Below are 22,840 nucleotides of genomic sequence, written 5' to 3' on the forward strand. Positions count from 1 at the left end.
CTCCTCGGGCGCCGGGTCGGGTTCCGGAGCGGGAGCGGGAGCGGGCTCCGGGGCGGGCTGCGGCGGGGGGGCGGGGCGGGGCGCCGGCGGGGTCTGCGGGGCTGCGGGTGCGAGCTCGGCCGCGCTGGGGTGGTTGTGCGACACCGTACGGGTGATGAGGCGACCGTTCGGGAGGTGCTCCTTGGAGCGGCCCAGGAAGCCGTGGTCCTCCAGCTCGCGCAGGGCAGAGGCGATGCACACCTGGCCGAGCGGCAGCTCGCTGAGCAGGTCCTTGATGCCGATCGGGGTGCCCGCGGGCAGCGACTGGATGTACGCGCCGAGTCCCCGGGCGTTCATCGACAGCTCCGGGTGCTGGACGAGGTCGTTGCTGACGATCGTGAAGCGACGGGTGAGACGCACGTTGCGGTGCTGAACGCCGTACGCCGCGCGCGAGTGGGCGCTAGGGTGCTGGAAAGCCATCGGGAAGTTGGATCCTTCTCGTGGTCAGGCCCTCGATCGGGATTGCCGTCCCGGCCGGGGGCCGTCCTGTGTCTGGAGTTGTCGGGGCCGAGCATATGCCAGGCAACGGGCCGTCCCGCCAGCCAAGTTGGGGCCATTCACTCGTGTGAGTGAGGGCGCCTCGGCGGGAGGCTGGTGGGGTAGGGCAGGTTCTCTCCCCTGGTACTGCGAAGCAAGGAAAGAAGCATCCCGGGTCACCAGGTCCCGGCGGACCGGGACCCGGTCCGACCAGGATCAAACGCTGTTCTCAGCACTTCAGTTCGGCCCATACCACCTTCCTCGGAGCGGGCCCGGGAGTGCTCCCCCAGCGGTCCGAGAGCGCCTCGACGATCGCCAGTCCCCGGCGCGGCTCGCCCACCGGCACGTCGCCCCGGGGGTCGACCACCTCGATCCGCACGCCCCGGGACGCGTCGACGCTGATGTCCAGCCGAAAGTCCCGCCCCGGAACCCGGCCGTGCGTGATCGCGTTCGCGCAGAGTTCCGCGACGAGCTGCGCGGCGTCCTCGAAGGGAACGCCCCAGGAACGGAGTTGCTCGACGGTGAGCAGACGGGCGAGCCGGGCCGCGCGGGGCGTGGCGGAGAGCTGGAGGGAGAAGCTGAGTTGAGGATTCATGTCACGCAGCGTGGCCGCTCGTGCGTAGCCTGAGAAGGTGCAACGGCCTTGCGTACAAGGTCTGTACGAGGCCTGTCCAAGCCTGTCCGGACTGTCCGGAGGGCGCGTACGGGTACGGGGAGTAGCGAAACTTCGGGCTCGTCGGAGGTGGGCGCGCGTGAGCGTGGACAGTGACGGTACGGAAGAGCACAGCTGGTCGGTGGACCCCGAGGACGAACAGGGGGCGGACATCGTCGCGGCGTTCGGCCGCCAGATGCGGGCTCGGCGCGAAGCGCTGGGCGTGCGGGTGGCGGAACTGGCGTCGCGGATCCGGTACGGCGAGGACCTGATCTACAAGGTCGAGGGCGGCAAGCGGATCGCCAAGCCGGAGTACCTGGACAGGGTGGACGACGCGCTGGAGGCCGGCGGGCTGATCAAGGCGATGAAGGAGGACCTGGGCCGCGCCCGTTACCCGAAGACGGTTCGGGCCCTGGCGAAGATGGAAGCCGACGCGGTGGAGATCTGCGGCTATCACACGCACAACATCCATGGCCTGTTGCAGACCGAAGGGCATGCCCGGGCGCTGTTCGAGATGCGGCAGCCGACGCACACGCTCGAAGAGATTGAGCGAGGCGTCGCGGGGCGGCTGGCGCGACGGTCGGTCTTCGACCGCAAGCTCGCTCCGGCGATCACCGTCGTGCAGGAGGAGGCATCGCTTAGGCGCCGTATCGGAGGCACAATGGTGTGGGAGGCGCAGCTCGAACGCATCCTGTGCGTAGGCCAGTTGCGGAATGTGTCGATCCAGGTCATGCCGACGGATCGTGAAGTGCACGCCGGCATGGCGGGCATCATCGAGTTGCTCAAGTTCGGTGACGGCACGGCGGTGGGGCGCTCCGACGGCGCGTTCAACGGACGTCCCGTTTCCGACCGCAAGCAGCTCCAGATCCTTGAGCTGCGTTATGGGATGATCCGAGCCCAGGCGTTGACGCCATGGGAGTCCCGGGCCTTCATCGAGCATCTGCTGGGGGAGACATGATCAACGACCTTGAGCTGGACTGGTTCAAGAGCAGCTACAGCAGCAGCAGCGAGATCGATGACTGCGTCGAGGTCGCGTCGACCCCCGGCACGGTGCATGTCCGGGATTCCAAGAACGACTCCGGTGCCCGGCTCGTGCTCACGCCGCAGGCCTGGGCGGGCTTCGTCACGTACGCCGCGAAGGGGTAGGTCATGGCCGATCTGGACTGGTTCAAGAGCAGCTACAGCAGCGGCCCTGAGGGCGACTCCTGCGTCGAGGTAGCCGCGACCCCCGGCACTGTCCACGTCCGGGACTCGAAGAACGTCCCCGGACCCCGGCTCGCGCTCACGCCGCAGGCCTGGGCAGGCTTCGTGTCGTACGCCTCCCAGGCCTGAAACGGCTCGCGCGGGTCAGCGCCTGCGGGCCCGCGCGCGGCGCAGGAGGATGCCGACCGCGGCGCCGGCGAGGGCGATGACCACCACGCCCGCCGTGGTCCACCAGACGGTGTCGTCGGACTTCTTCGCCACCGGGGCGGTGGACGGGTCCGGGACCTGCGGGGTCGAGGCGGCGGGGGCGGACGGGGTCGGGGAGGCGACGGGGCTCGGCACCGTCGTGGGGGCGGTCGACGGCGCGGTCGACGGGGCGGGGTCGGTCACCGGAACCGCGATCTCGCTCTCTCCGTGTCCCAGGTCGGGGAAGCCCACGTCCACCGTGACCTTCCACGTGCCCGGCGGCAGTACCTCGGTCGTGGACCAGCCGCTGGGCTTGCCCGCGTCGCGGACCAGCCCCCAGGGGCCCATGGTGCGGGAGCCGTCGGGGTTGGTCGCGTTCACCGTGGCGGCCACGGCCTCTTCGACGGGATCCCCGTCGTTCTCCCAGGTGATCTCTGTGGTGACGTGCCCCTCGCGCTGTCCGGTGATCACCACCTTGACGGTGTCACCGTGCGCGTGCGCGTCGGTGGATACGGCCAGGCCCTGCGCGAGCAGCAGGAACAGGAACAGGAACGCGTGTCTGGTGCGCATCATCGCGGTACTCCGAAGTGCGGTGGGTCGAGATGAGGGAGCCGGCGGACGGCCCCGCGTGGGGAGGGGCCGTCCGCCGGGGGTTCACGAGGAGGGTCAGGCGGCCTTCTGGACCGTCCACGCCTGCGCCGCGCGGCCGTCCGCGCGCTGGAGGTCGAGCAGCCAGTTCCCGTAGTACGGGCGGTTGCTGACCGTAAGGGCGAAACCGCCGCCCGCGTCCGTCACGGTCACGGCGTTGCCGCGGGCGGTGACCCGCCACTTCTGCGCGCCGGAGTTCGTGCAGGGCTGCTGCGCGACCCACATGCCGGCCGCCGCCGCGGCGCCCGGCTGGAGGCACTTGCCGGAGACGGCGGAACGGATGCGGACGAGACCACTGCCCGCGTCGTCGAAGTACCACTGCTGCTGGGCGTAGCCGTTGGCGCGGCCACCGACGAGGACCGTCCCGTCGGCGGTCCGGCCGCCCCACAGTTCGGCGTTCATGCCGGTGCTGCCGTTGCCGAGCAGGTAGCGGGTGTTCGGCTTGGTGGTGGCGCCTCCGCCCGTGCTCTTCGTACGGAACGTCGTGGTCTTGCCGGCGCCGCTGTCACGACCGGCGGAGTCCCGCACCGACACGGCGATCTTGTACTCGCTGCCCGGCTTCAGGTTGTAGATCCGCAGGGTCTGCGACTGGGTCCAGGTCAGGTGCTTGCCGTTGAGCTGCACCTGGTACCAGGCGGCGCCCTCCACCTTCGGCCAGCTCACCACGACGGAGTCGGACTGGATCTGTCCGGCCGTGACCGTGGGGCCGCCCGTGGGCTTCTTCGTCGGCGTCGGCGTCGGCGTGGGCTTGGGGGTGGGGGTGGGCGTCGGCTTGGGGTTCGGGTTCGGGTCGGTCCCGCCCCCGCCGCCGGCCGTGCGCATCAGGAACTGGTTGTCCGCGATGTTCCAGTGCGTGGCGAGGTAGCTGCCCGCCTTGGGACTGGTGTGGAAGTAGTCGTCGTGGTTGCAGTCCAGGATGTTCTCGGCCGCCTGGTTGGTGCAGACGTTGCGCATCGTGGGGTAGTACGGGGTGTCCGAGTAGCACATGACGTCCCACTCGTCCGTGCAGTGCGCGCCGCGGCTGGTGTTGGGTGCGCTGTTGTTGACCGCGCCCAGGTTGTGGCCCAGCTCGTGCGCGGCGGTGTGGCCGCCCCAGCAGCCGGAGTCGGTACGGCCGTAGGAGGGGCCGAAGTTGCTCAGGTTGTCCTGGCCGTGGCGCTCGTCGCCGTTGAAGGTGCCGATGCCGCAGTAGACCTGCGTGTCCGCGAAGATCATGTACTTGCGGTCGCGGCGGTCGAGGCCCTTGCCGGCGAGCGCCTTGTTGCTCGCGCTGAACTCGGAGAGGGCCGACGCCGGAAGCTCGATGTTGAGCACGGTCGGCGTGCAGTCCGCGGCCGTCACGTAGCGGATGTGCCGGACGCCGCCGGTCTCCTTGGCGCTCGTGGAGTAGATGAGGTCCGCGTCGACGGCCCACTTGCGGAACGAGGCCACGTACTCGGAGTACCGGTCGCGGTCGGGGCCGTGCACGTAGACGACCTGGACGCGGTTGCCGGTGCTGCCGTCGCCGTCGCACTGGACGGTCTGGCCGGCGGGCCCTGCGGCGACCGCCTGGCCGGAGGCGGCCGAGGCGGCGGGGGCCGGGGCGGCCTTGGCGGTGTTCGTGGCCGCCTGCGCGTCGGCGGCGGGCGCGTCCTGGGCGCGCTTGCCACCCTCCGCGGGGGCCGGGTCGTCGGACGCGGGGCGGGCCGGGTCGGCCGCGGGCGCCTTCGCCTTGACGACGGGCGGGATGTCCTTCTTGATGTCGACGCCCTTGGGCGGTGCGTCGGGGCCGTGGGTGCAGTGCCCGACGTCGGTGCGGTAGACGCCGACGCAGCGGTCGCCCTTCGGCGCGGCCTTGAGACCGTCGTAGATCATGCCGCGGGCGTTCTCGTTGGCGGGCGCGTCCTTGATGACGGCCGGCTCGGCGTCCCGGGCGGGTGCGGCGGCGGGCGCGGGTATCTCCGCGGCGAGCGCTTCGGCCTGTGCGGGCTGGGACGCCTGGGCGTTGTCACCCAGTCCGGAGTAGGCGACGCCTCCCGCGATCACCGCCGCGGTGGCCATGGCGGCGGTGACGAGTATGAACCGGCGTGGCTTGCGCCGGTGTTCACGCCTTCTACGTCTGGTCATGCGCACCTCAAATCGTGATGGGGGGTGGGTGCGCGGAAGCCTGCCAGAAGGGCGGTACGGAGAATTCGGACAAACGGGAATTGGCCCCAAGAAATCAGACCGTTACCTTCTGGTTTGATTTGATGAACTGTCAACTCGTATACGAGTAAGGCGAGTTACGCGTGTAGTGGCGCAAAGGTCCAGGCCTTATCGGGGAGGTCGTTATCAAATCGAGATAAGAAGTGGAAGCTTATTGACGACAATTCAGTCAGGGATTCATCTATCGCTCACTTGCTGAATTCTTGCGGTCACGAACCGTGAGGACGCGTCCGGGACGGGCCCCGACCCCCAAGCCGGAGCCCCTGTCGGAGCCCCTGTCGGAGCCCGGGAGGAGCGGCGTCAGGCCTCGGGGTCGGCGGCGTCAGGGCCTCAGGACCGGCGTCGACAGGGCCTCAGGACCGGCGGCGTCAGAGCCCCAGGGTCGGCGGCGTCAGCGCGCCGAACCACACGTGCGTGATCGCGCTGACATAGCGCGCGCCGCAGCGGTCCGAGGGCACCACCAACTGGCTGCCCGCCTCGTCGAGGTCCTCACCGTCCAGGCGGGTCGCCAACAGGACCGGGGTGGCCCCGAAGTCGCGGTCCAACTCCGCCCAGGACAACACGCTGTGGTGGCCGTCCCCGCCGCTCACCGCGATGAGGAAGCGGGAGCGGTCCTTGCGCCGCCGGGCGTCGAAGGCCGGGCCGGCCTGCGCGACGACGTCCCGGAGCAGCGCGCCTTCGAACACGTGGTGCTGGGGGCCGTTCGTCGCACAGTCGAAGGTGACGGCGGCCTTGTGCTGTTCCCACTCCCGAAGGTCCGCGACGCTCAGGGTCGCCGGGTGATCGAGGTCCCCCTGCAGCATGAGTTCGGCCATGCGTACGTCATGCCCGGGCGGGCTCATTCCGGAACCTCATCTGCAAGGTTGATGGCAAGATGCGAGCCGCAAACGTGTCATGATTCGTTGGTTCCACCTGGCAGGCTCCGTTCGCCTCGTCCCCGCGCGTGCTCCGCGATCCTCCGCCACACCACGTCCCGCGTCACCGGCAGCTCCGTGAACCGCACCCCCGTCGCGTCCCGCAGGGCGTTCGCGAACGCCGGCGCCACCGGGTTGAAGGGGCTCTCGCTCATCGACTTGGCGCCCAGCGGCCCGATCGCGTCCGAGGTCTCCATGAAGTGGACCTCCGTACGCGGCACGTCCGCGTACTGCGGCAGCCGGTAGCGACGGAACGCCGCCGTGGTCACCTCCCCGCGCTCGTCCACCCGTACGGTCTCGAACAGCGTCGCGCCCAGCGCCTGCGCCACACCGCCCTCCACCTGGCCGCGGCACTGCATCGGGTTCATCACCTTGCCCGCGTCGGCCGCGTGCACGCTGCGCAGGATCCTCATCTCGCCCGTGTCCGGGTCGACGGCGAGACGGAACCACTGCGCGTTGAAGGCGACCGAACGCGGCGAGCCACCCCAGTGCCCGTCCGCCGCGATCTCGTCGAGCTTCCCCTTGTCGTACGCGGCCTCGTACAACTCCTTGAGCGTGAGCACGCGGCCCGCGCAGTCGAAGGCCTCGGCCCGGAGCCTGCACAGGTGACGCGCCACGCCCGTGTGCCGGGCCGCGAAGGTCTGGAGCCGCTCCGCGAGGGAGTTGGCCGCCAGCATCACGGCCTTGCCCGCCACCACCGTGCCGGCGGATCCGAACGCGCCGGTGTCGTGGCGCACCACGTCCGTGTCCGACTGGCGGACCGCGATCCGGTCGACCGTGGTGTTCAGCGCCCCGGCGGTGATCTGCCTGTGGACGGTGGTGGTGCCGTTGCCGAACTCCGCCGTGCCGACCGCGATGTCGTACGTCCCGTCGCGCAGCAGGGCGACCCGCGCGTCCGCGTAGTGACCGCCCGGCGGGCCGGTCGCGATCATCGCGACCGCCGTGCCCTGACCGGTGAGCCAGCCCTCCGGGACGTCCTCGTGACTGCGGTCCTCGGCGATGGCCTTGCGGACGACGTCCATGCACTGCTTCATCCCGTACGAGGCGATGAACAGGTCCTCCTCGTGGCCGATCGGGGTCACCAGGTGGTCGCCGGCGCCGATCACGTTCTTCTCGCGCAGCACGAGCGGGTCCATGCCCAGCTTGACGGCCAGCTCGTCCATCACCGACTCCAGGGCGAAGAGGACCTGGCCCAGGCCGTAGCCGCGAAAGGCGCCCGCCGGAACGCCGTTGGTGTAGACGGAGTACGCCTCCACCTCCTTGTTCGGTGCCTTGTAGACGGCGAAGGACTCGCCGACGCTGTGGAACATGACGGCCGGGCCGTGGTTGCCGTACGCGCCGGTGTTGGAGACGACGCGGATGCGCAGCGCGGTGAGGGTGCCGTCGGCCTGGGCGCCGATCTTGATGGTGATCTTGAAGGGGTGGCGGGTGGTGGCGCCGTAGAACTGCTCGGCCCGGGTGAACTCGAGTTTCACCGGCCGCCGCAGCTTCAGGGCGGCGAGGACCACGATGTCCTCGGTCAGCATCTCCTGCTTGCCGCCGAACCCGCCGCCCACACGGCCCGCGACCACGCGGACCTCGTCCTCGTTCAGGTCGTACAGGGCGCACAGCGCCCGCCGGGTCAGGAACGGCGCCTGCGTGGAGGAGCGGACGGTGATGCGCTCGCCGTCGCCCTCCTCCTTGGGCTCGAAGTACGCGACGCTGCCGTGCGTCTCCAGGCTGGCGTGCTGCACGCGCTGCGTCTGGAAGGTCTCCTCGTGGACGACGTCCGCCTCCGCCCACCCCTTCTCCATGTCGCCGAGGGTGTTGTGGACCTCGCCGCACACGTTGTTCTCGGCGCGGAAGATGCCCGACTCCGGCCCCTTGGCGTGCAGGACGGGAGCGCCCGGAAGCATGGCCTCCTCCGGATCGATCACGTACGGCAGCTCCTCGTACGTGACGACCACCCGGCGGCAGCCCTCCTCGGCCGCCTGCTCGCTCGTCGCCACCACGGCCGCCACCCGCTGGCCGACGAAGCGCACCACGTCGTCCAGGACACGGGTGTCCATCGGGTCCTCGGTGGGATGCTCGTGCCGGGCCGAGGAGTAGAGCCGCTCCGGGGCGTCGTGGTGGGTGAGGACCGCGTGCACCCCGGGCACCTGGAGGGCGTCGCGGGTGTCGATGGAGACGATCCGGGCGTGCGGGTGCGGGGAACGCAGCAGCTTCATGTGGAGCAGCCCCGGCACCTCCACGTCGAAGGTGTAGCGGGCCGTGCCGGTGACGACGAGCGGACCGGCGGGCGCGCCCAGCGACTTGCCCACCGCCTGCCCCGCCTCCGGATCCTCGGTGTGCTTCACCCCGCGCACGGCGTCCTCGATGGCGCGATAACCGGTACAGCGGCAGATGTTGCCCTTGAAGGCGCGCGGCAGATCGTCCAACTTGCCGTCGTCGTGCGCGGTGCCCCGCTCGGCCTGGAGCGCGGCCGTGGTCATCAGGAACCCGGCCGTGCAGAAGCCGCACTGGAAGCCCTGCGCGTCGAGGAACTGCTTCTGCGCCGGGTGCAGTTCACCGCCCGGCCTGGCGAGGCCCTCGACGGTCGTCACCGAGCGGCCCTGGGCGCGTACGGCCGGATACAGGCAACTGTGCACCGGCTGCCCGTCGACGTGCACGGTGCAGGCACCGCAGTCGCCCTGGTCGCAGCCCTTCTTCACGCCGAACCAACCGCGCTCGCGCAGGTACGTGCGCAGGCACTGGCCGGCCCGGGGCTCCTCGGTGAACTCCCGCTCGTTGACCTCGATCCGGTAGCTCTCGGGCGCGTCGGTGCTCATCGGGATCCCTCCTGGTGGTCGTGGGCCGGTTCGAGGGCGGGTGCTCCGGGAGCGGGTGCTCCGGGGGTGGGGGACAGCTCGCGGCGGATCTCCTCGGAGAGGCGCAGGGCCATGTGGCGGCGCCACTCCGGCAGGCCGTGGATGTCGTCGAACCACTCGTCGGCGCGGACGGCGGAGTCGATCGCCTCCCGCAGCTCGCCCGCGGTCGGCGGCAGGGCGAACCAGAACCGGAACGGCCGGGTGGTCGCGGCGGAGACCGTCACCGTCAGCGAACCGTCCCGCGGGTCCGACGCCCCGATCACCAGCGCGCCGGAACGCCCGAGCCCGTACAGCGACGCCTGCCGGAAAGCCGTACGGCAGTCCAGCGCCCGGGCCGGGACCCGCACGGAACGCAGCAGCTCGCCGTCACGAAGGTCCTTGACGCCCGCACCGAGGACGAAGTCGACGACGGACAGCCGGCGGGTCGCGCCGTCCTGGCCCTGGAGCAGCACCTCGCCGTCGAGGGCGGCGGTGAGGGAGATCATCGGGCCGGCGGGGAGACCGTTGCAGAGGTTGCCCCCGACGGTGGCCATGTTCCAGATCTTGAAGCTGGCGAGGAAGGCCCGGCAGCACCGCTCGATCAGCGGGGCGGCGGCCTTCGGCAGCGAACGGCCGAACCGGGACAGCTCGGTGATGGTGCAGGTCGCCGCGATGTCCAGCGAACCGTCCGGCTGCCAGGACAGCGGAGGCCAGCCCATCCGGGAGAGGTCGATCAGCCGGCGCAGGTGCGGCTGCGGCTCGGAGAAGAGATACGTGCCGCCGCCGAGCCAGGCGTCACCCGGCCGCCAGGGCTCCCGGCGGCGCGCGTCGCGCACGTCGAGCACCGTGTTGAGATCCACTTCGCGCCACCGGCCTCTCCCAGGGGGTTTTCAGTCAGTGAAGCAACGCGGAAGGGGCCGGGACGACTGGTCCCGGCCACGGAAAGCAACCACCCGGAGGCAGCGCGCCCTGGAGAATCAACCAAGAGGCCGGCCGGGCTCTTGCCCTTGCATTTACGATGGGCATTCTCGTATTCGCCTGGCGAATGTGGGTTGCCGCCCACCGCAAGGAGTCCCTGCCATGCACGTCCTCGACCTGCTCCAGTCCGACAATCTCGGCCTCACCCTGCTCTGGGGCGAGGAGGCCCTTCTCGGCCAGGAGGTCAGCGGGGTCACCGCCACCGACCTGGAGGACCCCGGCCGTTTCCTCGGCCCCGGCGAACTCGTCCTGAGCGGACTCGTGTGGTGGGCGGACGGCGACCTCGCCAAGGCGGACCGTTTCGTCTCCGCCCTCGCCCACGCCGGGGCCACCGCCCTCCTCGCCGGCGAGGAGACCCACGGCAAAGTCCCCGACGAACTGGTCGCCGCCTGCCGGGCCCACCGCGTCCCCCTCGTCGCCGTCCCCGCCAAGACCAGCTTCCGCGCCGTGACCGAGGCCGTGTACCTGCGCCAATGGGGGGACCTCAGCCGCCGCCCCACCCGACTCTTCGCCCTCCCCGAGAACGTCCGCAGCGAACTCAGCCACCTCCTCGAAGGCGGCGCCGGCCCCGCCGAACTCCTCGACCGGGCCTGCGCCCACCTCGGCCGGATCGCCTGCTACCTGCTGACCGCGAGCGGCCGCACCGTCGCCCGTACGCCCTCCGCCCCCGCCATTCCGGCCCGGCGCACGACCGCCGCCCGCGGCGGCGGCTCGTCCCGGCCCGGCGTCTCGTCCCGGCCCGGCGTCTTCCTGCGCATCGAGTCCGACAGCTCCCCCTACGACGCCTGGCAGCTCCACGTGCCCGACGCCGACGCGGCCCCGCCCCGCGTCCTCCACGAGATCGCCGAGGTCATCGCCCAGTACCGCGACGGCCAGGCCCGCCGCGTCGCCGCCGCCCGCGCCACCGCCGAGGAACTGATCCGCGTCCTGTCCGGGGACCCCGACCCGGCCACCCTCGACGACGCGCTGACCGCCGCCGGGCTCCCGCTCGGAGGCCCGTACCGCGTCCTGACCGCCACCTCGGGCGACGCCCTCGCCGAGGCCCTGCGCCACCTCGACACCGTCCCGTCCGCGGTCGGCGACCACACCGCCGTCCTGTACGAGGACCCCTCCGCCGGACTCGACGTCCCCGACCTGCTCCGCTCGGTGTGGCCGCTCGTCCGCGCCTGCGCCGAACCGGACGTGGAGCTGCGCCTCGGCGCCGGCACCCGCGCCTCCACCGCCGAGGCGCTGCGCGCGTCCCTGAACCAGTCCCGCTTCGCCCTCACCGCGGCCGACGACGACGTCCCCGTACGCGGAGTCGAGCAACTGGACACCCTCACCGAACTGCTCGCCGGGGTACCGCCCGAGGTCCGCACCGTCTTCGCGGCACGGACCCTGGGAGCACTCGGCGACGGCATGCTGCGGGAGACGCTGGAGGTGTTCCTCGCGAACAACTGCTCCTGGGCACGCACGGCGGAGGCCCTCCACCTGCACGTGAACACCGTCCACTACCGCATCGAGCGGGTCGAGACCCTGACCGGCCGGGACCTCTCGCGCCTCGACCACAAGCTCGACCTGTACGCGGCGCTGCGCTGCCGCTGACCGGGGGCTGTGGAGAGGGCCGGTGCGCGGCCCTCGTGCGGCCGGCGGGCCTCAGGGCAGGTCGATGTACACCTCGGTGGACTTCACCCGCGCCGTGACGCACACCCCCACCGCGATCCCGAGCTGCTCCACCGACTCCCGCGTGACGACCGAGACGACCCGGTGCGGACCCGACTGGATCTCCACCTGGGCCGCCACGTCGTCGACCCGCACCGCGGTGACGATCCCCGCGAAGGAGTTCCGCACCGAGGTCGCCACGGCCCCCGTGACCGGCGCCGGGCTCGCCGCCCGCTCCTTCGCGAACGCGGCGAGCGCCACCCCGTCCACCGTCCGCGTCCCATCGGACGCGCGGTGGACGGGCAGCCTTCCGGCGTCCGCCCAACGGCGGACGGTCTCGGGGCTGACACCCAGCAGGTTCGCGGCCTGACCCATGGAGTACGACGGCACGGCCGCAGCCTAGTCGGGCGGGATCCCGGCGGGGCTTCTCGGCCGGGGCTTCTCGGCCCGGGGCTTCTCGGCCTAGCGGGCGGCGCCCGCGCGGGCCGCCGCGTCGGTCTTGTACGGGGCGAAGCCGGCGTTGTCCTTGCAGCCGAGCTCCTCCCAGGTGCTGACCTTGGTCGCCGGGTCGGTGTAGGTCAGGCGGTACTTGCAAGCACCCTTGATGTAGCGGCCCTTGACCCCGCCCGGGAAGTCGATCTCCTTGTTCCAGAGGTACGGCGAGTTGTAGTTGTTCAGGTGCGCGGTGGCGTTCACGTCGATGCCGCCGGGCGCGTAGATCTCGTAGACCCAACCCGTCTTCTCGGCGCCGTAGGTCGCGAACTTCTGCGCCACCCACTTCTCGCACGTGGTGCTCAGGTGTGCGCTGTTCTGCCCGCCGCCCTTGACGATGTACTCGGCCAGCGGGGTCAACTGGTCGCCGCGCGGCGTGAATCCGGTCTTGAAGATCTCCTCGACGGTCTCCCGCGTGTCACCGCGCCACAGGGTGTTGGTGTCGCTGCGCCACTGCCAGCGCTCGTTCGCCGCGGCGGCCGCGACGGGGCGGGCGATCCTCGGGTTGGTCGTCGTACGCCACCAGTCCCAGGCGCGGTACTCGACGGTCGGCCCACAGGGCGAGGTCAGGTCGTCGACGAGCGCCCCGGGCGCGGCGGACGCCGGGAGCGCGACGGGCGCGAGCGGCGTCGCGTGCGCGGCGACGGCCGGGGACGCGGCTGCGGCGGAGACGAGGGAGACGGCGGCGAGGACCCGGAGAGCGGCCTTCAACATGGTGGGAAGCCCATCAGTCGATCAACATGACGGGCCCTGTTATAGGCGCGACGATCCGTCTCTCCCGGGTACGGTCCGGCCGATCCACCCACTCGGGTGGAACAGTCGTACTGGGGAAAGGATCCGCCTCACGCCGGCGACGACACCGATGGCCGTGCCGCCTCTGCTCCCCGCCCCCTCCCCGCTCTCCCCTCCGCCGTCAGATCTCGTCGGCGTGCGCGCCGGTACCGGCGCCCCTGAGCGGCCTGCTCGTGCTCAACCAGGGCCGCTCCGGCCCGGCCACGGCATCGGTGTCCACCGTGAGGTGCAGACGCGTGCCGCCCTCCGGGGCCGGATAGCTGCGCTGCTCCGTGGCGCCGAAGAAGTGACGCAGGACCTCGGCGACCGCGCGGGCCGACTCGGGGGAGGCGGCGACGATCCGGACCTCGGCGCGCCCGGTCGTCGGCGGGCATTCGGTACGGGCCATCAGGACGTCCGGCCCGACCCGCCGGCCGCGGCCATGCCGGCGGCCGTACCCAGCGGGATGGCCTCCACGGGCATCACGGGCAACCCCGGACGCCGCACGCGAGGGCTCGCGTGCGGGTCACCGAGCGGCTCCCCGAAGGGCGACATGCACGCTCCGCCCTCGGTCTCCCAGGTGACCTCCCAGTCCGCCTCCCGGCGCTGCGCCTCGCGCACACCGCGTCCGATGACGGCCTCGTTGGCCATCAGGGTGCCGGCGCTCAGCATGCTGCCCGGGAGCGCGGCCGCCGCCAGCAGCCGGGCCGCCGAGGCGGGCGCGGTCTCGGGCGGGATCACCAACAGGTCCCACCGGCCGACGGTGAAGGACAGCAGGATCAACTTGTCGGGATCCTGCTCCACGAACCGGCCTACGTGAACGATCCGCCCCGCGACGTCCACCCTCGGAGGGACGACCGGCCAGTGCGTCGGATTCACGGTGACGCGGGTGATCCGCCCCCACAGCTCGTCGAGCGCCGCCATCAGGGGCGGGAGTTCGACGGCCAGGTCACGGGAATGGGGCCACCACGCCCCGTCCAGGGCGGTGACCAGCGAGGACCGCGGGGCCAGACGCAGCCGCGCCGCCAGCGCGAGCGCCGGCGCGAGGTCGTGATGCGTGGTCCGTCCGAGGGGCATGCCTGCCAGGGTCGTGTTCATGACGCGAACCGTCCCCCGGGCCACCCGTCGGCAGCCCGGCGTCTCGTGATCGCCGGAAACGACACTCGCCTGCGGCCGGTGTACGAAAAGCTCCCGGTCCTTCGACTGTACTCCCGTACGACGCCCCGGGAACCTCCCACGACCAGGCACTTTCCCCGCCCGCCCGCCTCCTCGCCCACCCGTCCGGCCGCCCGTCGGGCCCCTGCGGGGAACACGCCCCCGGAGTACCGTTGAACCACGAAGCCAGCGCCCGACCGGCGACGACACCGCCCTGCGGTACGCCCGACGGTCGAGCACGGCCTCCCCCCGAGACGGGCGAACCACATGGCCGACTCCGAGATCCACCACCACTACGAGCTGCTTCTCCCGGACGAGATCCACCACACGGTGAAGCCCGGCACGGCGCTGCTCCGACTGGAGACCACGCACACCCGTGACGGCGTGCTGGACGGCGCGTGGTGGCCCCGTTCGAGCGACCCCCTGGCCGAGCTGCCCGAACTGATCTCGGTACTGACCGGCCACCTCGGCCCGATCTCCCGCATCGGCCTGGACGCCTCGACCTGGCAGGACATCCCGACCCGCCTGGTCGTCGACGGCCACGTCGTGCACCTCGTCTCCGACCCGGTCGGAGACGACACCGTCCTCATCACCCGCGGCGAGAACGACCACTTCGCTCTCCTGGTCGTCCCCCCGAACACCCGGCCCGCCGCCGCCCGCACCGCGATGGCCCGAGCGGTCCGCGCCGACAACACCACCCCCGCGACCCAGATCCTCATGGCCGTAACCATCGAAGCCCCCACCCCTGAGGCCCCCACCCCGGAGGCCCCCACTCCTGAGGACGACACGACGACCCCGGTCGCCTGAAACCGGTCCGCAGGCTCACCGCGCCAGCCGGTGGTTTCCGGGCCGTACCACCGCATCACCCGGTCCTCACCGTCGTCGCGGCCGCGGTCACAGCCGCCGTCGTGGGAGGAGCGCTGGTACCCCGTCACGCCCGAGCGCAGCGGCAGGCCTGATCCAGGTCGCAGCCACCTGGTGCGGGTGGGAAACGAGGGCCAGGACAACGAGGGCTGAGGAACGCGAAGAGCCCCACCGCAAGCGGTGGGGCTCTTCAACGTATTGCCCGGTGAGAGCAATGGCGGAGGATACGAGATTCGAACTCGTGAGGGGTTGCCCCCAACACGCTTTCCAAGCGTGCGCCCTAGGCCACTAGGCGAATCCTCCGGGGCAAACAATACAAGACGTTCAGGGGTGCTCGCGAACGTGATCGTCGGGCGGTGGACCGGGACGGATCCGGAACCGACCCGGAACCGACCAGGGTCGATTCCGGGTCGCTTCATCGGCTAGGGTGGGGCCAGCCCCTCACGTGGCGCTATCTCACCCAACTCCCCCAGGGCCGGAAGGCAGCAAGGGTAAGTGGGCTCTGGCGGGTGCGTGGGGGGCGTTTTGCGTTCCGGGGCGGCCCGGCGGGGGATCCGCGGGCCGGTGGGCGGCTCTTGTCGGTGGGCCCGGATAACCTCGTATACGTGTCGTCCCTTGCGCTGTACCGCCGCTACCGCCCCGAGTCGTTCGCCGAGGTCATCGGTCAGGAGCATGTCACTGCACCGCTGATGCAGGCCCTGCGGAACAACCGGGTCAATCACGCGTACCTGTTCAGCGGTCCACGAGGGTGCGGCAAGACCACCAGCGCGCGCATCCTGGCCCGCTGCCTGAACTGTGAGCAAGGTCCCACGCCGACCCCCTGCGGGGAGTGCCAGTCCTGCAAGGACCTCGCGCGCAACGGCCCCGGGTCCATCGACGTCATCGAGATCGACGCCGCATCGCACGGTGGTGTGGACGATGCCCGTGACCTGCGGGAGAAGGCCTTCTTCGGGCCCGCCTCCAGCCGCTACAAGATCTACATCATCGACGAGGCCCACATGGTCACCTCGGCGGGCTTCAACGCCCTGCTGAAGGTGGTCGAGGAGCCGCCGGAGCACCTGAAGTTCATCTTCGCCACGACCGAGCCGGAAAAGGTCATCGGCACCATCCGGTCCCGGACGCACCACTACCCCTTCCGGCTCGTCCCGCCCGGGACCCTGCGGGACTACCTGGGCGAGGTCTGCGGGCGCGAGGGCGCCACCGTCGAGGACGGCGTGCTGCCGCTCGTCGTACGGGCCGGCGCCGGGTCGGTGCGTGACTCGATGTCGGTGATGGACCAGTTGCTCGCCGGCGCCGCCGATCAGGGTGTGACGTACGCCATGGCGACGTCCCTCCTCGGTTACACGGACGGATCGCTGCTCGACTCCGTCGTCGACGCCTTCGCCGCCGGGGACGGGGCCGCCGCGTTCGAGGCCGTCGACCGCGTGGTGGAGGGCGGCAACGACCCCCGCCGGTTCGTCGCCGACCTGCTGGAGCGGCTGCGCGACCTGGTGATCCTGGCCGCCGTCCCCGACGCCGGCGAGAAGGGGCTCATCGACGCCCCCGTCGATGTCGTCGAGCGGATGACGGCCCAGGCCTCCGTCTTCGGCGCCGCCGAGCTGTCGCGCGCCGCCGACCTCGTCAACACCGGGCTCACCGAGATGCGGGGCGCGACCTCGCCCCGGCTCCAGCTGGAGCTGATCTGCGCCCGCGTGCTGCTGCCCGCCGCCTTCGACGACGAGCGTTCCTTCCAGGCCCGCCTGGACCGCCTGGAGCGCGGCGGGTTCGCGGCGGCGGCAGCCGCAGCGCCGGCCGCGATGCCCGCCATGGGGTACGTCCCCGGGCCCGAGGCCCACGGCATGGCCCCGGCCGGACCCGCAGGCGGCATGGCCGCCGCCCGCGCGGCCGTCCGGGCCCCCGAACCGGAGCCCGCGCCCGCGACACCCCCGCCCCCCGTGCCGGCCCCGGCCCCCCCCGCCCCGGCGGAGCCGCCCGCGACCCCCGCCCCCGCGCAGGCGCCCGCCTCCGCACCCGGTGCCTGGCCCGGCGCCGCCCAGCCGGGCGCCGGCGCCCGGACACCCGCCCCCGCCGCGGCCCAGCCGGGCGCATGGCCCGGCGCCGCGAGCCCCGCCGCGGCGGCCCAATCCCCCGCCCCGGCCGCCCAGGCTCCCGCCGCCGGCGCCTGGCCCAGCGCCACCGCACCCGGATCGGGCGCCCCCGCACCCGCGCCGGCCCCGGCCGCCGCCGCCCCGACCGGCCCCGCGCCCGCCATCCCCTCGCCCGGCATGGCCGCCGGAGCGGGCCAGGTACAGGCCATGTGGCCCGCCGTCCTGGAGGCGGTGAAGAACCGCCGCCGCTTCACCTGGATCCTGCTCAGCCAGAACGCCCAGGTCACCGGCTTCGACGGAACGACGTTGCAGCTCGGCTTCCCCAATGTCGGAGCCCGCGACAACTTCGCGAGCAGCGGCAGCGAGGACGTCCTCAAGGCCGTTCTGGCCGAGCAGTTCCAGGTCAACTGGAAGATCGACGCCGTGGTCGGCGGTGGCGCGCCCGTGCCCGCCATGGGTTCGTACTCCGCCCCGGCCGCGCCCGCGTACAGCCCGCCGCCCCCGCAGCAGCAGGCCCCGGCTCCGCAGCAGCCGTCCCAGCCGGCCTCGTACCAGCAGCCGTCCCAGCAGTCCGCGCCCCCGCCGCAGCCGCCCGAGCGGCAGGCGCCCCCGCCGGTCTCCCCGGAGGACGACGTCCCCGAGGAGGACGACCCCGACCTCGTCGACAGCGCCCTGACGGGACACGACCTGATCGTGCGGGAGCTCGGAGCCACCGTTGTGGAGGAATACACGAACGAGTAGGGCCGTCTCATTGGGTGGCCGCACGAAAGAGAATCCGGAGCGCGGGCTACGCTTCATGGCGTGAAGGTCCTCGTCATCGGCGGCGGCGCCCGCGAACACGCCCTGTGCCGCTCTCTGTCCCTCGACCCCGACGTCAACGCCCTGTACTGCGCTCCCGGCAACGCCGGCATCTCCGAGGTGGCCGAACTGCGCCCGGTCGACGCCCTCGACGGTGACGCGGTGGCCCGCCTCGCCGTCGATCTCGGCGCCGACCTGGTCGTCGTCGGACCGGAGGCCCCGCTGGTCGCCGGGGTCGGCGACGCAGTCCGCGCGGCCGGCATCCCCGTCTTCGGCCCCTCCGCCGACGCGGCCCGACTGGAGGGCTCCAAGGCCTTCGCCAAGGACGTGATGGCCGCGGCGGGTGTACCGACCGCGCGCAGCTACGTGTGCACCACCCCCGAAGAGGTGGACGCGGCCCTCGACGCCTTCGGTGCCCCGTACGTCGTCAAGGACGACGGCCTCGCCGCCGGCAAGGGCGTCGTGGTCACCGACGACCTCGCCGCCGCCCGCGCCCACGCGCTGGCCTGCGACCGGGTCGTCATCGAGGAGTTCCTCGACGGCCCCGAGGTCTCCCTCTTCGCCATCACCGACGGGGTCACCGTCCTCCCCCTCCAGCCCGCGCAGGACTTCAAGCGCGCGCTCGACGGCGACGAGGGCCCCAACACCGGCGGCATGGGCGCGTACTCGCCGCTCCCCTGGGCCGACCCGAAGCTGGTCGACGAGGTCATGGCCTCCGTCCTCCAGCCGACCGTCGACGAGCTCCGCCGGCGCGGCACCCCCTTCTCCGGCCTGCTGTACGCCGGTCTGGCGATCACCTCGCGCGGGGTCCGGGTCATCGAGTTCAACGCCCGCTTCGGCGACCCCGAGACCCAGGTCGTCCTCGCCCGCCTGCGCACCCCGCTCGCGAGCGTGCTGCTGAACGCGGCCCGGGGCACCCTGGACACCGAGCCGCCGCTCGCCTGGCACGACGACGCCGCCGTCACCGTCGTCATCGCCTCGCACAACTACCCCGAGACCCCGCGCACCGGGGACCCGATCGAGGGTCTGGCCGACGTGGCCGCGCAGGACGCACCGCACGCGTACGTGCTGCACGCCGGGACCCGCCGTGACGGCGACGCCGTCGTCAGCGCGGGCGGCCGTGTCCTCTCGGTGACGGCGACCGGTTCCGATCTGGCGCAGGCCCGCGAGAGGGCGTATAAGGCCGTCGCCCGCATCCGGCTCGACGGCGCGCAGCACCGCACGGACATCGCGGCGAAGGCCGCCGAAGGCCGCTGAACAGCGGAACGACGAGAACGCGGGCCCGGGCGCACTCTGCGCGCCCGGGCCCGCGCGTGCGACTGCATCCGGCCGCGTTCGAACGCACCCACCTTTACCCAAAGCCATTCCATCGGGTGATGGTGGCCCGGACCGCCTGACTGTCGCGCCGGCCCCAACTAGGGTGCGGCGCAAGCATTCCGGCACATGGCCCACCGGCATTGCGATGTCGGTGGCGGGTGTCACAGTGGGGGAGTGAGCAAAGCCGCCGCAGGGCAGAGGGGGTGAGGTCCGGCCGTGTCCGGAACCGGTTCGATCGCTGAAGTCGGGACGCCGTCCGCGCGTTCCCGAGCCCTCGCCGTGCTGCGGGTCCGCAGCAGGGCGCTGGCCCTCGCGCTGCTGCCCGCCGCCCTCGCGGTGGTGCTCGTCGCCGCCCGGATGACGGGTCGGCTGGCCGGTGACCCCTGGCCCGCGGTGACCCTGATCGTCTGCGCGGTCGCCGCCCTGGTGCTGCTGGTCGGCGGGGTCTTCGCCGCCGTAGTGCTGCGGGCCGGGCCCGCCGTCACCCCGACGGTGCCGCTGTCCGAGACCGCCGCCCCCGATCTGTACCGGCTGGTGCGGGACCTCGCCGACCGGATGGACGTGCCCCCGCCCTCCGCGATAGCCCTGACCCCGGACTGCGACAGCTGGCTGGAGGACCGCACCCACCCCGCCCACCGCCGCGCCGACACGGCGGCCGGCCGGGCCGAGTCCGAGCCCGGCGCGGCCCCCGTGCTGGTGATCGGCTCGCCGTTCCTGTGGTGGATGCGGGTCGCGGAACTCCGTGCCGTCCTGGCGCCGGTCGTCGCCGGCACGGGCCCCTCCGCGCATCCCGACATAGCCGACGCCCGCGGCTTCGTACGGGGGCTCGACGCCGCCGTGGACGTCGGCGGCAGGCCCGGCCTCGGCTGGATCGCTCCGCCGGCCCGGCTGCTGCTGCGGCTGTGCCGGGTGGACGCCGCGGAGATGGAGCGCGGAGTGGCCGCCGCCGCGTCGGACCGCGCCCAGGGCGTGGACTACGGGCTGCGCATCGTCGCCCAGGAGCAGGTCGGGCTGGCCTACGCGGGCTGGGACCGGCTGCTGACCCGGGTGGCCCTGCCGGCCTGGCGGATGGGCCGTTGGCCCGCACGGCTCGACGCCGGCGTCGTGTCGGCGCTGACCGAGTTGTCCCGCCGTGACCGCCTCGCGGACGGGTTCACCTCCCGGCTCGGCGAGCGCCCCGCGTGCGATCTGCTGGAGCAGCCGGGCGCCGTCGACGAGGCCGCCTCGCTGCTGGCCGCGCGCCTCTTCCACGGAGGTCCGGCCGAGGCGGGCCCGGACTGGTCCCCGGTGGACTGGACCGCGTACCCGGAAGAGGTCGTGGACCGGAAGTGGCGCACGGAGGCCGCCCGACTGCACGCCGCCCTCGACGGGCTCGCGGCCCCCGCCGTACCCACGGTGGAGCGGGTCATCGCCTTCCTCACGGACGCCGTCCCCGCCGGGGAGTCGCTGGCGGGCAGGCTCAGCGGCGACCTCGCGCGGGAGGAGTCCGGGCCGGACTCGGCCGTGGCACGGGCCGCGGACGCCGTCCCGCTCTTCCCGCTCCAGGCACCGCGCAGCGGCCGGGACCTGCTGGCCGACCACGTGACGGCGCTGGTCTGTTGCGCGGCCGTGGACTCCGCCGGGGCCGCGCCGGGCCTGGACTGGCTCGACGGCCCCGTGCTGCTGGTAGGCGGCGCACGCCGGTCGGACCTCGCGCCCCGGGTGTTGTGCCTGGTCGAGGACGGCGACCCGGAGCCCCTGCGGGACTGGCTCCAGGAGATCGGCGTCCGCCCGGAGAAGCCGGTCCGGCTGGTGTGAGGCGCGGCAGGCGCCGCCCGGGACCGCGCGCCCGCGCGCGCTCCCTCGCCCCGGATCCGGCCCCGACGCCGGCCGGCCACGCGACAAGGCTTTTTCGCGACGAACGGTGACGGAGTGCGCGCGTTATGTGATGTGCTGGGGTCGACGGATGCACGTTCGGGGGAGCGAGGGAGGGGAGCGGGATGAGTGCGGACCAGATCCGGCGGTGGGAGTCAGGTGCGCTCGCGCACGCGGTGAACGATCCCTTCGGGCAGGGACCGCTGCCCTGGTTCCGGGGGAGCGAGCTGTACTTCGACGACACCGGCCAGGTCGTCCCCTGGTACGTGGACCCCGCGGTCGCCCCCGGTCAGATTCCGCGCGCCCGCAGCGGCGGGGGCCCGCTCACCGCCGACGACGTCCACCGGCAGATCAAGGGCTTCGCCTCCACCGGGGCGGTCTCCCCCGGCGAGGCGATCGACTTCCACATCACCGTGGACCCGCCCCAACAGTTCTCCGTCGACATCTACCGCATCGGCCACTACGCGGGCGACGGCGCCAGCAAGATCCATTCCAGTCCCCGGCTCTCCGGCATCGTCCAACCGGCCGCGCTCACCGCCGACCGGACGGTCTCCTGCCACCACTGGTGGCTGTCCTGGCGGCTCCAGGTCCCCTCGTACTGGAACGTCGGCGCGTACGTGGCCGTCCTGACGACCGTCGACGGCTACCGCTCCCACATTCCCTTCACCGTCCGCGACGACGAGCCCGCCGACCTGCTGCTCCTGCTGCCCGACATCACCTGGCAGGCCTACAACCTCTACCCGGAGGACGGCCACACGGGCGCGAGCCTCTACCACGCCTGGGACGAGCAGGGCCGTCTCCTCGGGGAGGCGGACGCCGCCACCACCGTGTCCTTCGACCGCCCCTACGCGGGCGCCGGCCTGCCGCTCCACGTGGGCCACGCCTACGACTTCATCCGCTGGGCCGAGCGCTACGGCTACGACATCGCCTACGCCGACACCCGGGACCTGCACGCGGGCCGCGTCGATCCCACCCGCTACCGGGGCCTGGTCTTCCCCGGGCACGACGAGTACTGGTCGGCCCCCATGCGCCGCACCGTCGAGCGCGCCCGCGAGCACGGCACCTCGCTCGTGTTCCTCTCCGCCAACACCATGTACTGGCAGGTCGAACTGGCCCCCTCGCCGTCCGGGGTCGAGGACCGGCTCCTCACCTGCCGCAAGCGGCGCGGACCCGGCCGCCCCAGCCTGTGGCGCGAGGTAGACCGCCCCGAACAGCAACTGCTCGGCATCCAGTACGCGGGGCGGGTCCCCGAGCCCGCGCCCCTGATCGTGCGCAACGCCACGCACTGGCTCTGGGACTCCACCGGCGCCGCCGAGAACGACGAGCTCGACGGACTGGTCGCAGGCGAGGCCGACCGGTACTTCCCGCGCACCCAGCTTCCCGAGCACCAGGACCGCATCCTGCTCGCGCACTCCCCGTACCTCGACAGCGAGGGCGCCAAGCGGCACCAGGAGACGTCCCTGTACCGGTCGCCCAGCGGAGCCTGGGTGTTCGCGTCCGGCACCTTCGCCTGGTCCCCGGCGCTCGACCGCCCCGGCCACGTGGACGAGCGGATCCAGCGGGCCACGGCCAATCTCCTCGACCGGATCTGCAAACACGACTGACACGGCCCCCACCGACCGACACGGCCCCTGGACCGGCCCGGCATCCCGCGCCGGACCGGCGGCCGACGCGACGGGCCGCGCCCCCTGGCGAGGGCGCGCGGCCCGGTACGGGACAATGGGATCGCGCTCGTACAGAACCACAGGGAGACCC

Annotated in this window: 19 protein-coding genes, 1 tRNA gene, 1 other RNA gene and 1 pseudogene; 10 read left to right on the forward strand and 12 right to left on the reverse strand. The window is 72.4% G+C overall.

Annotated features, from left to right (window positions below):
* Together ADK55_RS18640 and ADK55_RS18645 are read right to left on the reverse strand one after the other, a co-directional pair.
* Positions 1-399, reverse strand: a pseudogene (locus ADK55_RS18640) (hypothetical protein); the annotation flags it as partial.
* Between the two features lie 346 nt (positions 400-745).
* A complete protein-coding gene (locus ADK55_RS18645) occupies positions 746-1,111 on the reverse strand; it encodes an ATP-binding protein (protein ID WP_053680197.1) in 366 nt (121 codons plus the stop codon).
* A 157-nt stretch (positions 1,112-1,268) separates the two neighbouring features.
* Between ADK55_RS18645 and ADK55_RS18650 the strand changes: the two genes are divergently transcribed.
* Genes ADK55_RS18650 through ADK55_RS18660 form a run of 3 tightly spaced genes read left to right on the forward strand, consistent with a single transcriptional unit; the run spans position 1,269 to position 2,500 of the window.
* A complete protein-coding gene (locus ADK55_RS18650) occupies positions 1,269-2,126 on the forward strand; it encodes a helix-turn-helix domain-containing protein (protein ID WP_053680199.1) in 858 nt (285 codons plus the stop codon).
* A complete protein-coding gene (locus ADK55_RS18655) occupies positions 2,123-2,314 on the forward strand; it encodes a DUF397 domain-containing protein (RefSeq protein ID WP_078999107.1) in 192 nt (63 codons plus the stop codon). The genes ADK55_RS18650 and ADK55_RS18655 overlap by 4 nt, the downstream gene beginning before the upstream one ends.
* 3 nt (positions 2,315-2,317) lie before the next feature.
* Positions 2,318-2,500, forward strand: coding sequence for a DUF397 domain-containing protein (locus tag ADK55_RS18660; RefSeq protein ID WP_053680202.1), 183 nt, complete (start codon positions 2,318-2,320; stop codon positions 2,498-2,500).
* Positions 2,501-2,515: 15 nt separating this feature from the next.
* Here the strand turns inward: ADK55_RS18660 and ADK55_RS38645 are convergent, their stop codons facing one another.
* The 5 genes from ADK55_RS38645 to ADK55_RS18685 all read right to left on the reverse strand — a co-directional run bounded on the left by ADK55_RS38645 (position 2,516) and on the right by ADK55_RS18685 (position 9,988).
* On the reverse strand, positions 2,516-3,130 hold the full coding sequence (locus ADK55_RS38645; RefSeq protein ID WP_053680204.1) for a hypothetical protein: 615 nt from the start codon (positions 3,128-3,130) through the stop codon (positions 2,516-2,518).
* 93 nt (positions 3,131-3,223) lie between these two features.
* Positions 3,224-5,311 (reverse strand): RICIN domain-containing protein, encoded by a 2,088-nt coding sequence (locus tag ADK55_RS18670; RefSeq protein ID WP_234350131.1) that lies wholly within the window; start codon positions 5,309-5,311, stop codon positions 3,224-3,226.
* Between the two features lie 446 nt (positions 5,312-5,757).
* Positions 5,758-6,204, reverse strand: a complete 447-nt coding sequence (locus ADK55_RS18675; protein WP_234350132.1) for a molybdopterin-dependent oxidoreductase — start codon at positions 6,202-6,204, stop codon at positions 5,758-5,760.
* A gap of 77 nt (positions 6,205-6,281) precedes the next feature.
* The gene (locus tag ADK55_RS18680) at positions 6,282-9,110 is read right to left on the reverse strand and encodes a molybdopterin-dependent oxidoreductase (RefSeq protein WP_053680208.1); all 2,829 of its coding nucleotides are present in this window, start codon (positions 9,108-9,110) and stop codon (positions 6,282-6,284) included.
* Complete coding sequence (locus ADK55_RS18685; RefSeq protein ID WP_053680210.1) at positions 9,107-9,988, reverse strand: FAD binding domain-containing protein; 882 nt, start codon at positions 9,986-9,988, stop codon at positions 9,107-9,109. The genes ADK55_RS18680 and ADK55_RS18685 overlap by 4 nt, the downstream gene beginning before the upstream one ends.
* 220 nt (positions 9,989-10,208) lie before the next feature.
* On the opposite strand from ADK55_RS18685, the gene ADK55_RS18690 reads away from it, so the two are divergent.
* Positions 10,209-11,690, forward strand: a complete 1,482-nt coding sequence (locus ADK55_RS18690) for a PucR family transcriptional regulator (protein WP_053680212.1) — start codon at positions 10,209-10,211, stop codon at positions 11,688-11,690.
* A gap of 51 nt (positions 11,691-11,741) precedes the next feature.
* Here the strand turns inward: ADK55_RS18690 and ADK55_RS18695 are convergent, their stop codons facing one another.
* The 4 genes from ADK55_RS18695 to ADK55_RS18710 form a co-directional block, all read right to left on the reverse strand.
* Complete coding sequence (locus ADK55_RS18695; RefSeq protein WP_053680214.1) at positions 11,742-12,137, reverse strand: TOBE domain-containing protein; 396 nt, start codon at positions 12,135-12,137, stop codon at positions 11,742-11,744.
* A 72-nt stretch (positions 12,138-12,209) separates the two neighbouring features.
* Positions 12,210-12,953: a scabin-related ADP-ribosyltransferase gene (locus tag ADK55_RS18700; protein WP_053680216.1), complete on the reverse strand. Its 744-nt coding sequence runs from the start codon at positions 12,951-12,953 to the stop codon at positions 12,210-12,212.
* A 199-nt stretch (positions 12,954-13,152) separates the two neighbouring features.
* Entirely contained in the window at positions 13,153-13,419 is a 267-nt protein-coding gene (locus ADK55_RS18705) for a hypothetical protein (RefSeq protein ID WP_053680218.1), read from the reverse strand.
* Complete coding sequence (locus ADK55_RS18710; RefSeq protein WP_063839565.1) at positions 13,419-14,108, reverse strand: DUF5994 family protein; 690 nt, start codon at positions 14,106-14,108, stop codon at positions 13,419-13,421. Before ADK55_RS18710 ends, ADK55_RS18705 begins: the two co-directional genes overlap by 1 nt.
* 324 nt (positions 14,109-14,432) lie before the next feature.
* On the opposite strand from ADK55_RS18710, the gene ADK55_RS18715 reads away from it, so the two are divergent.
* Entirely contained in the window at positions 14,433-14,972 is a 540-nt protein-coding gene (locus ADK55_RS18715; RefSeq protein WP_053680220.1) for a DUF5994 family protein, read from the forward strand.
* Between the two features lie 272 nt (positions 14,973-15,244).
* Here ADK55_RS18715 and ADK55_RS18720 read toward each other — a convergent pair.
* Positions 15,245-15,332 (reverse strand) — tRNA-Ser (locus ADK55_RS18720).
* 130 nt (positions 15,333-15,462) lie between these two features.
* On the opposite strand from ADK55_RS18720, the gene ffs reads away from it, so the two are divergent.
* From ffs to ADK55_RS18740, 5 genes are all read left to right on the forward strand, one after another.
* Positions 15,463-15,557, forward strand: an RNA gene (ffs, locus tag ADK55_RS35570) — signal recognition particle sRNA small type.
* A gap of 77 nt (positions 15,558-15,634) precedes the next feature.
* Entirely contained in the window at positions 15,635-17,857 is a 2,223-nt protein-coding gene (locus ADK55_RS18725) for a DNA polymerase III subunit gamma and tau (protein WP_053680222.1), read from the forward strand.
* 60 nt (positions 17,858-17,917) lie between these two features.
* Positions 17,918-19,171, forward strand: coding sequence for a phosphoribosylamine--glycine ligase (gene purD, locus ADK55_RS18730; RefSeq protein WP_053680224.1), 1,254 nt, complete (start codon positions 17,918-17,920; stop codon positions 19,169-19,171).
* 276 nt (positions 19,172-19,447) lie between these two features.
* Complete coding sequence (locus ADK55_RS18735) at positions 19,448-21,028, forward strand: hypothetical protein (protein WP_053680226.1); 1,581 nt, start codon at positions 19,448-19,450, stop codon at positions 21,026-21,028.
* Positions 21,029-21,210: 182 nt separating this feature from the next.
* On the forward strand, positions 21,211-22,689 hold the full coding sequence (locus tag ADK55_RS18740; RefSeq protein ID WP_053680228.1) for a N,N-dimethylformamidase beta subunit family domain-containing protein: 1,479 nt from the start codon (positions 21,211-21,213) through the stop codon (positions 22,687-22,689).
* The last annotated feature ends 151 nt before the right edge of the window (positions 22,690-22,840 follow it).

The sequence above is a fragment of the Streptomyces sp. WM4235 genome, from assembly GCF_001279725.1.
Classification (GTDB): domain Bacteria; phylum Actinomycetota; class Actinomycetes; order Streptomycetales; family Streptomycetaceae; genus Streptomyces.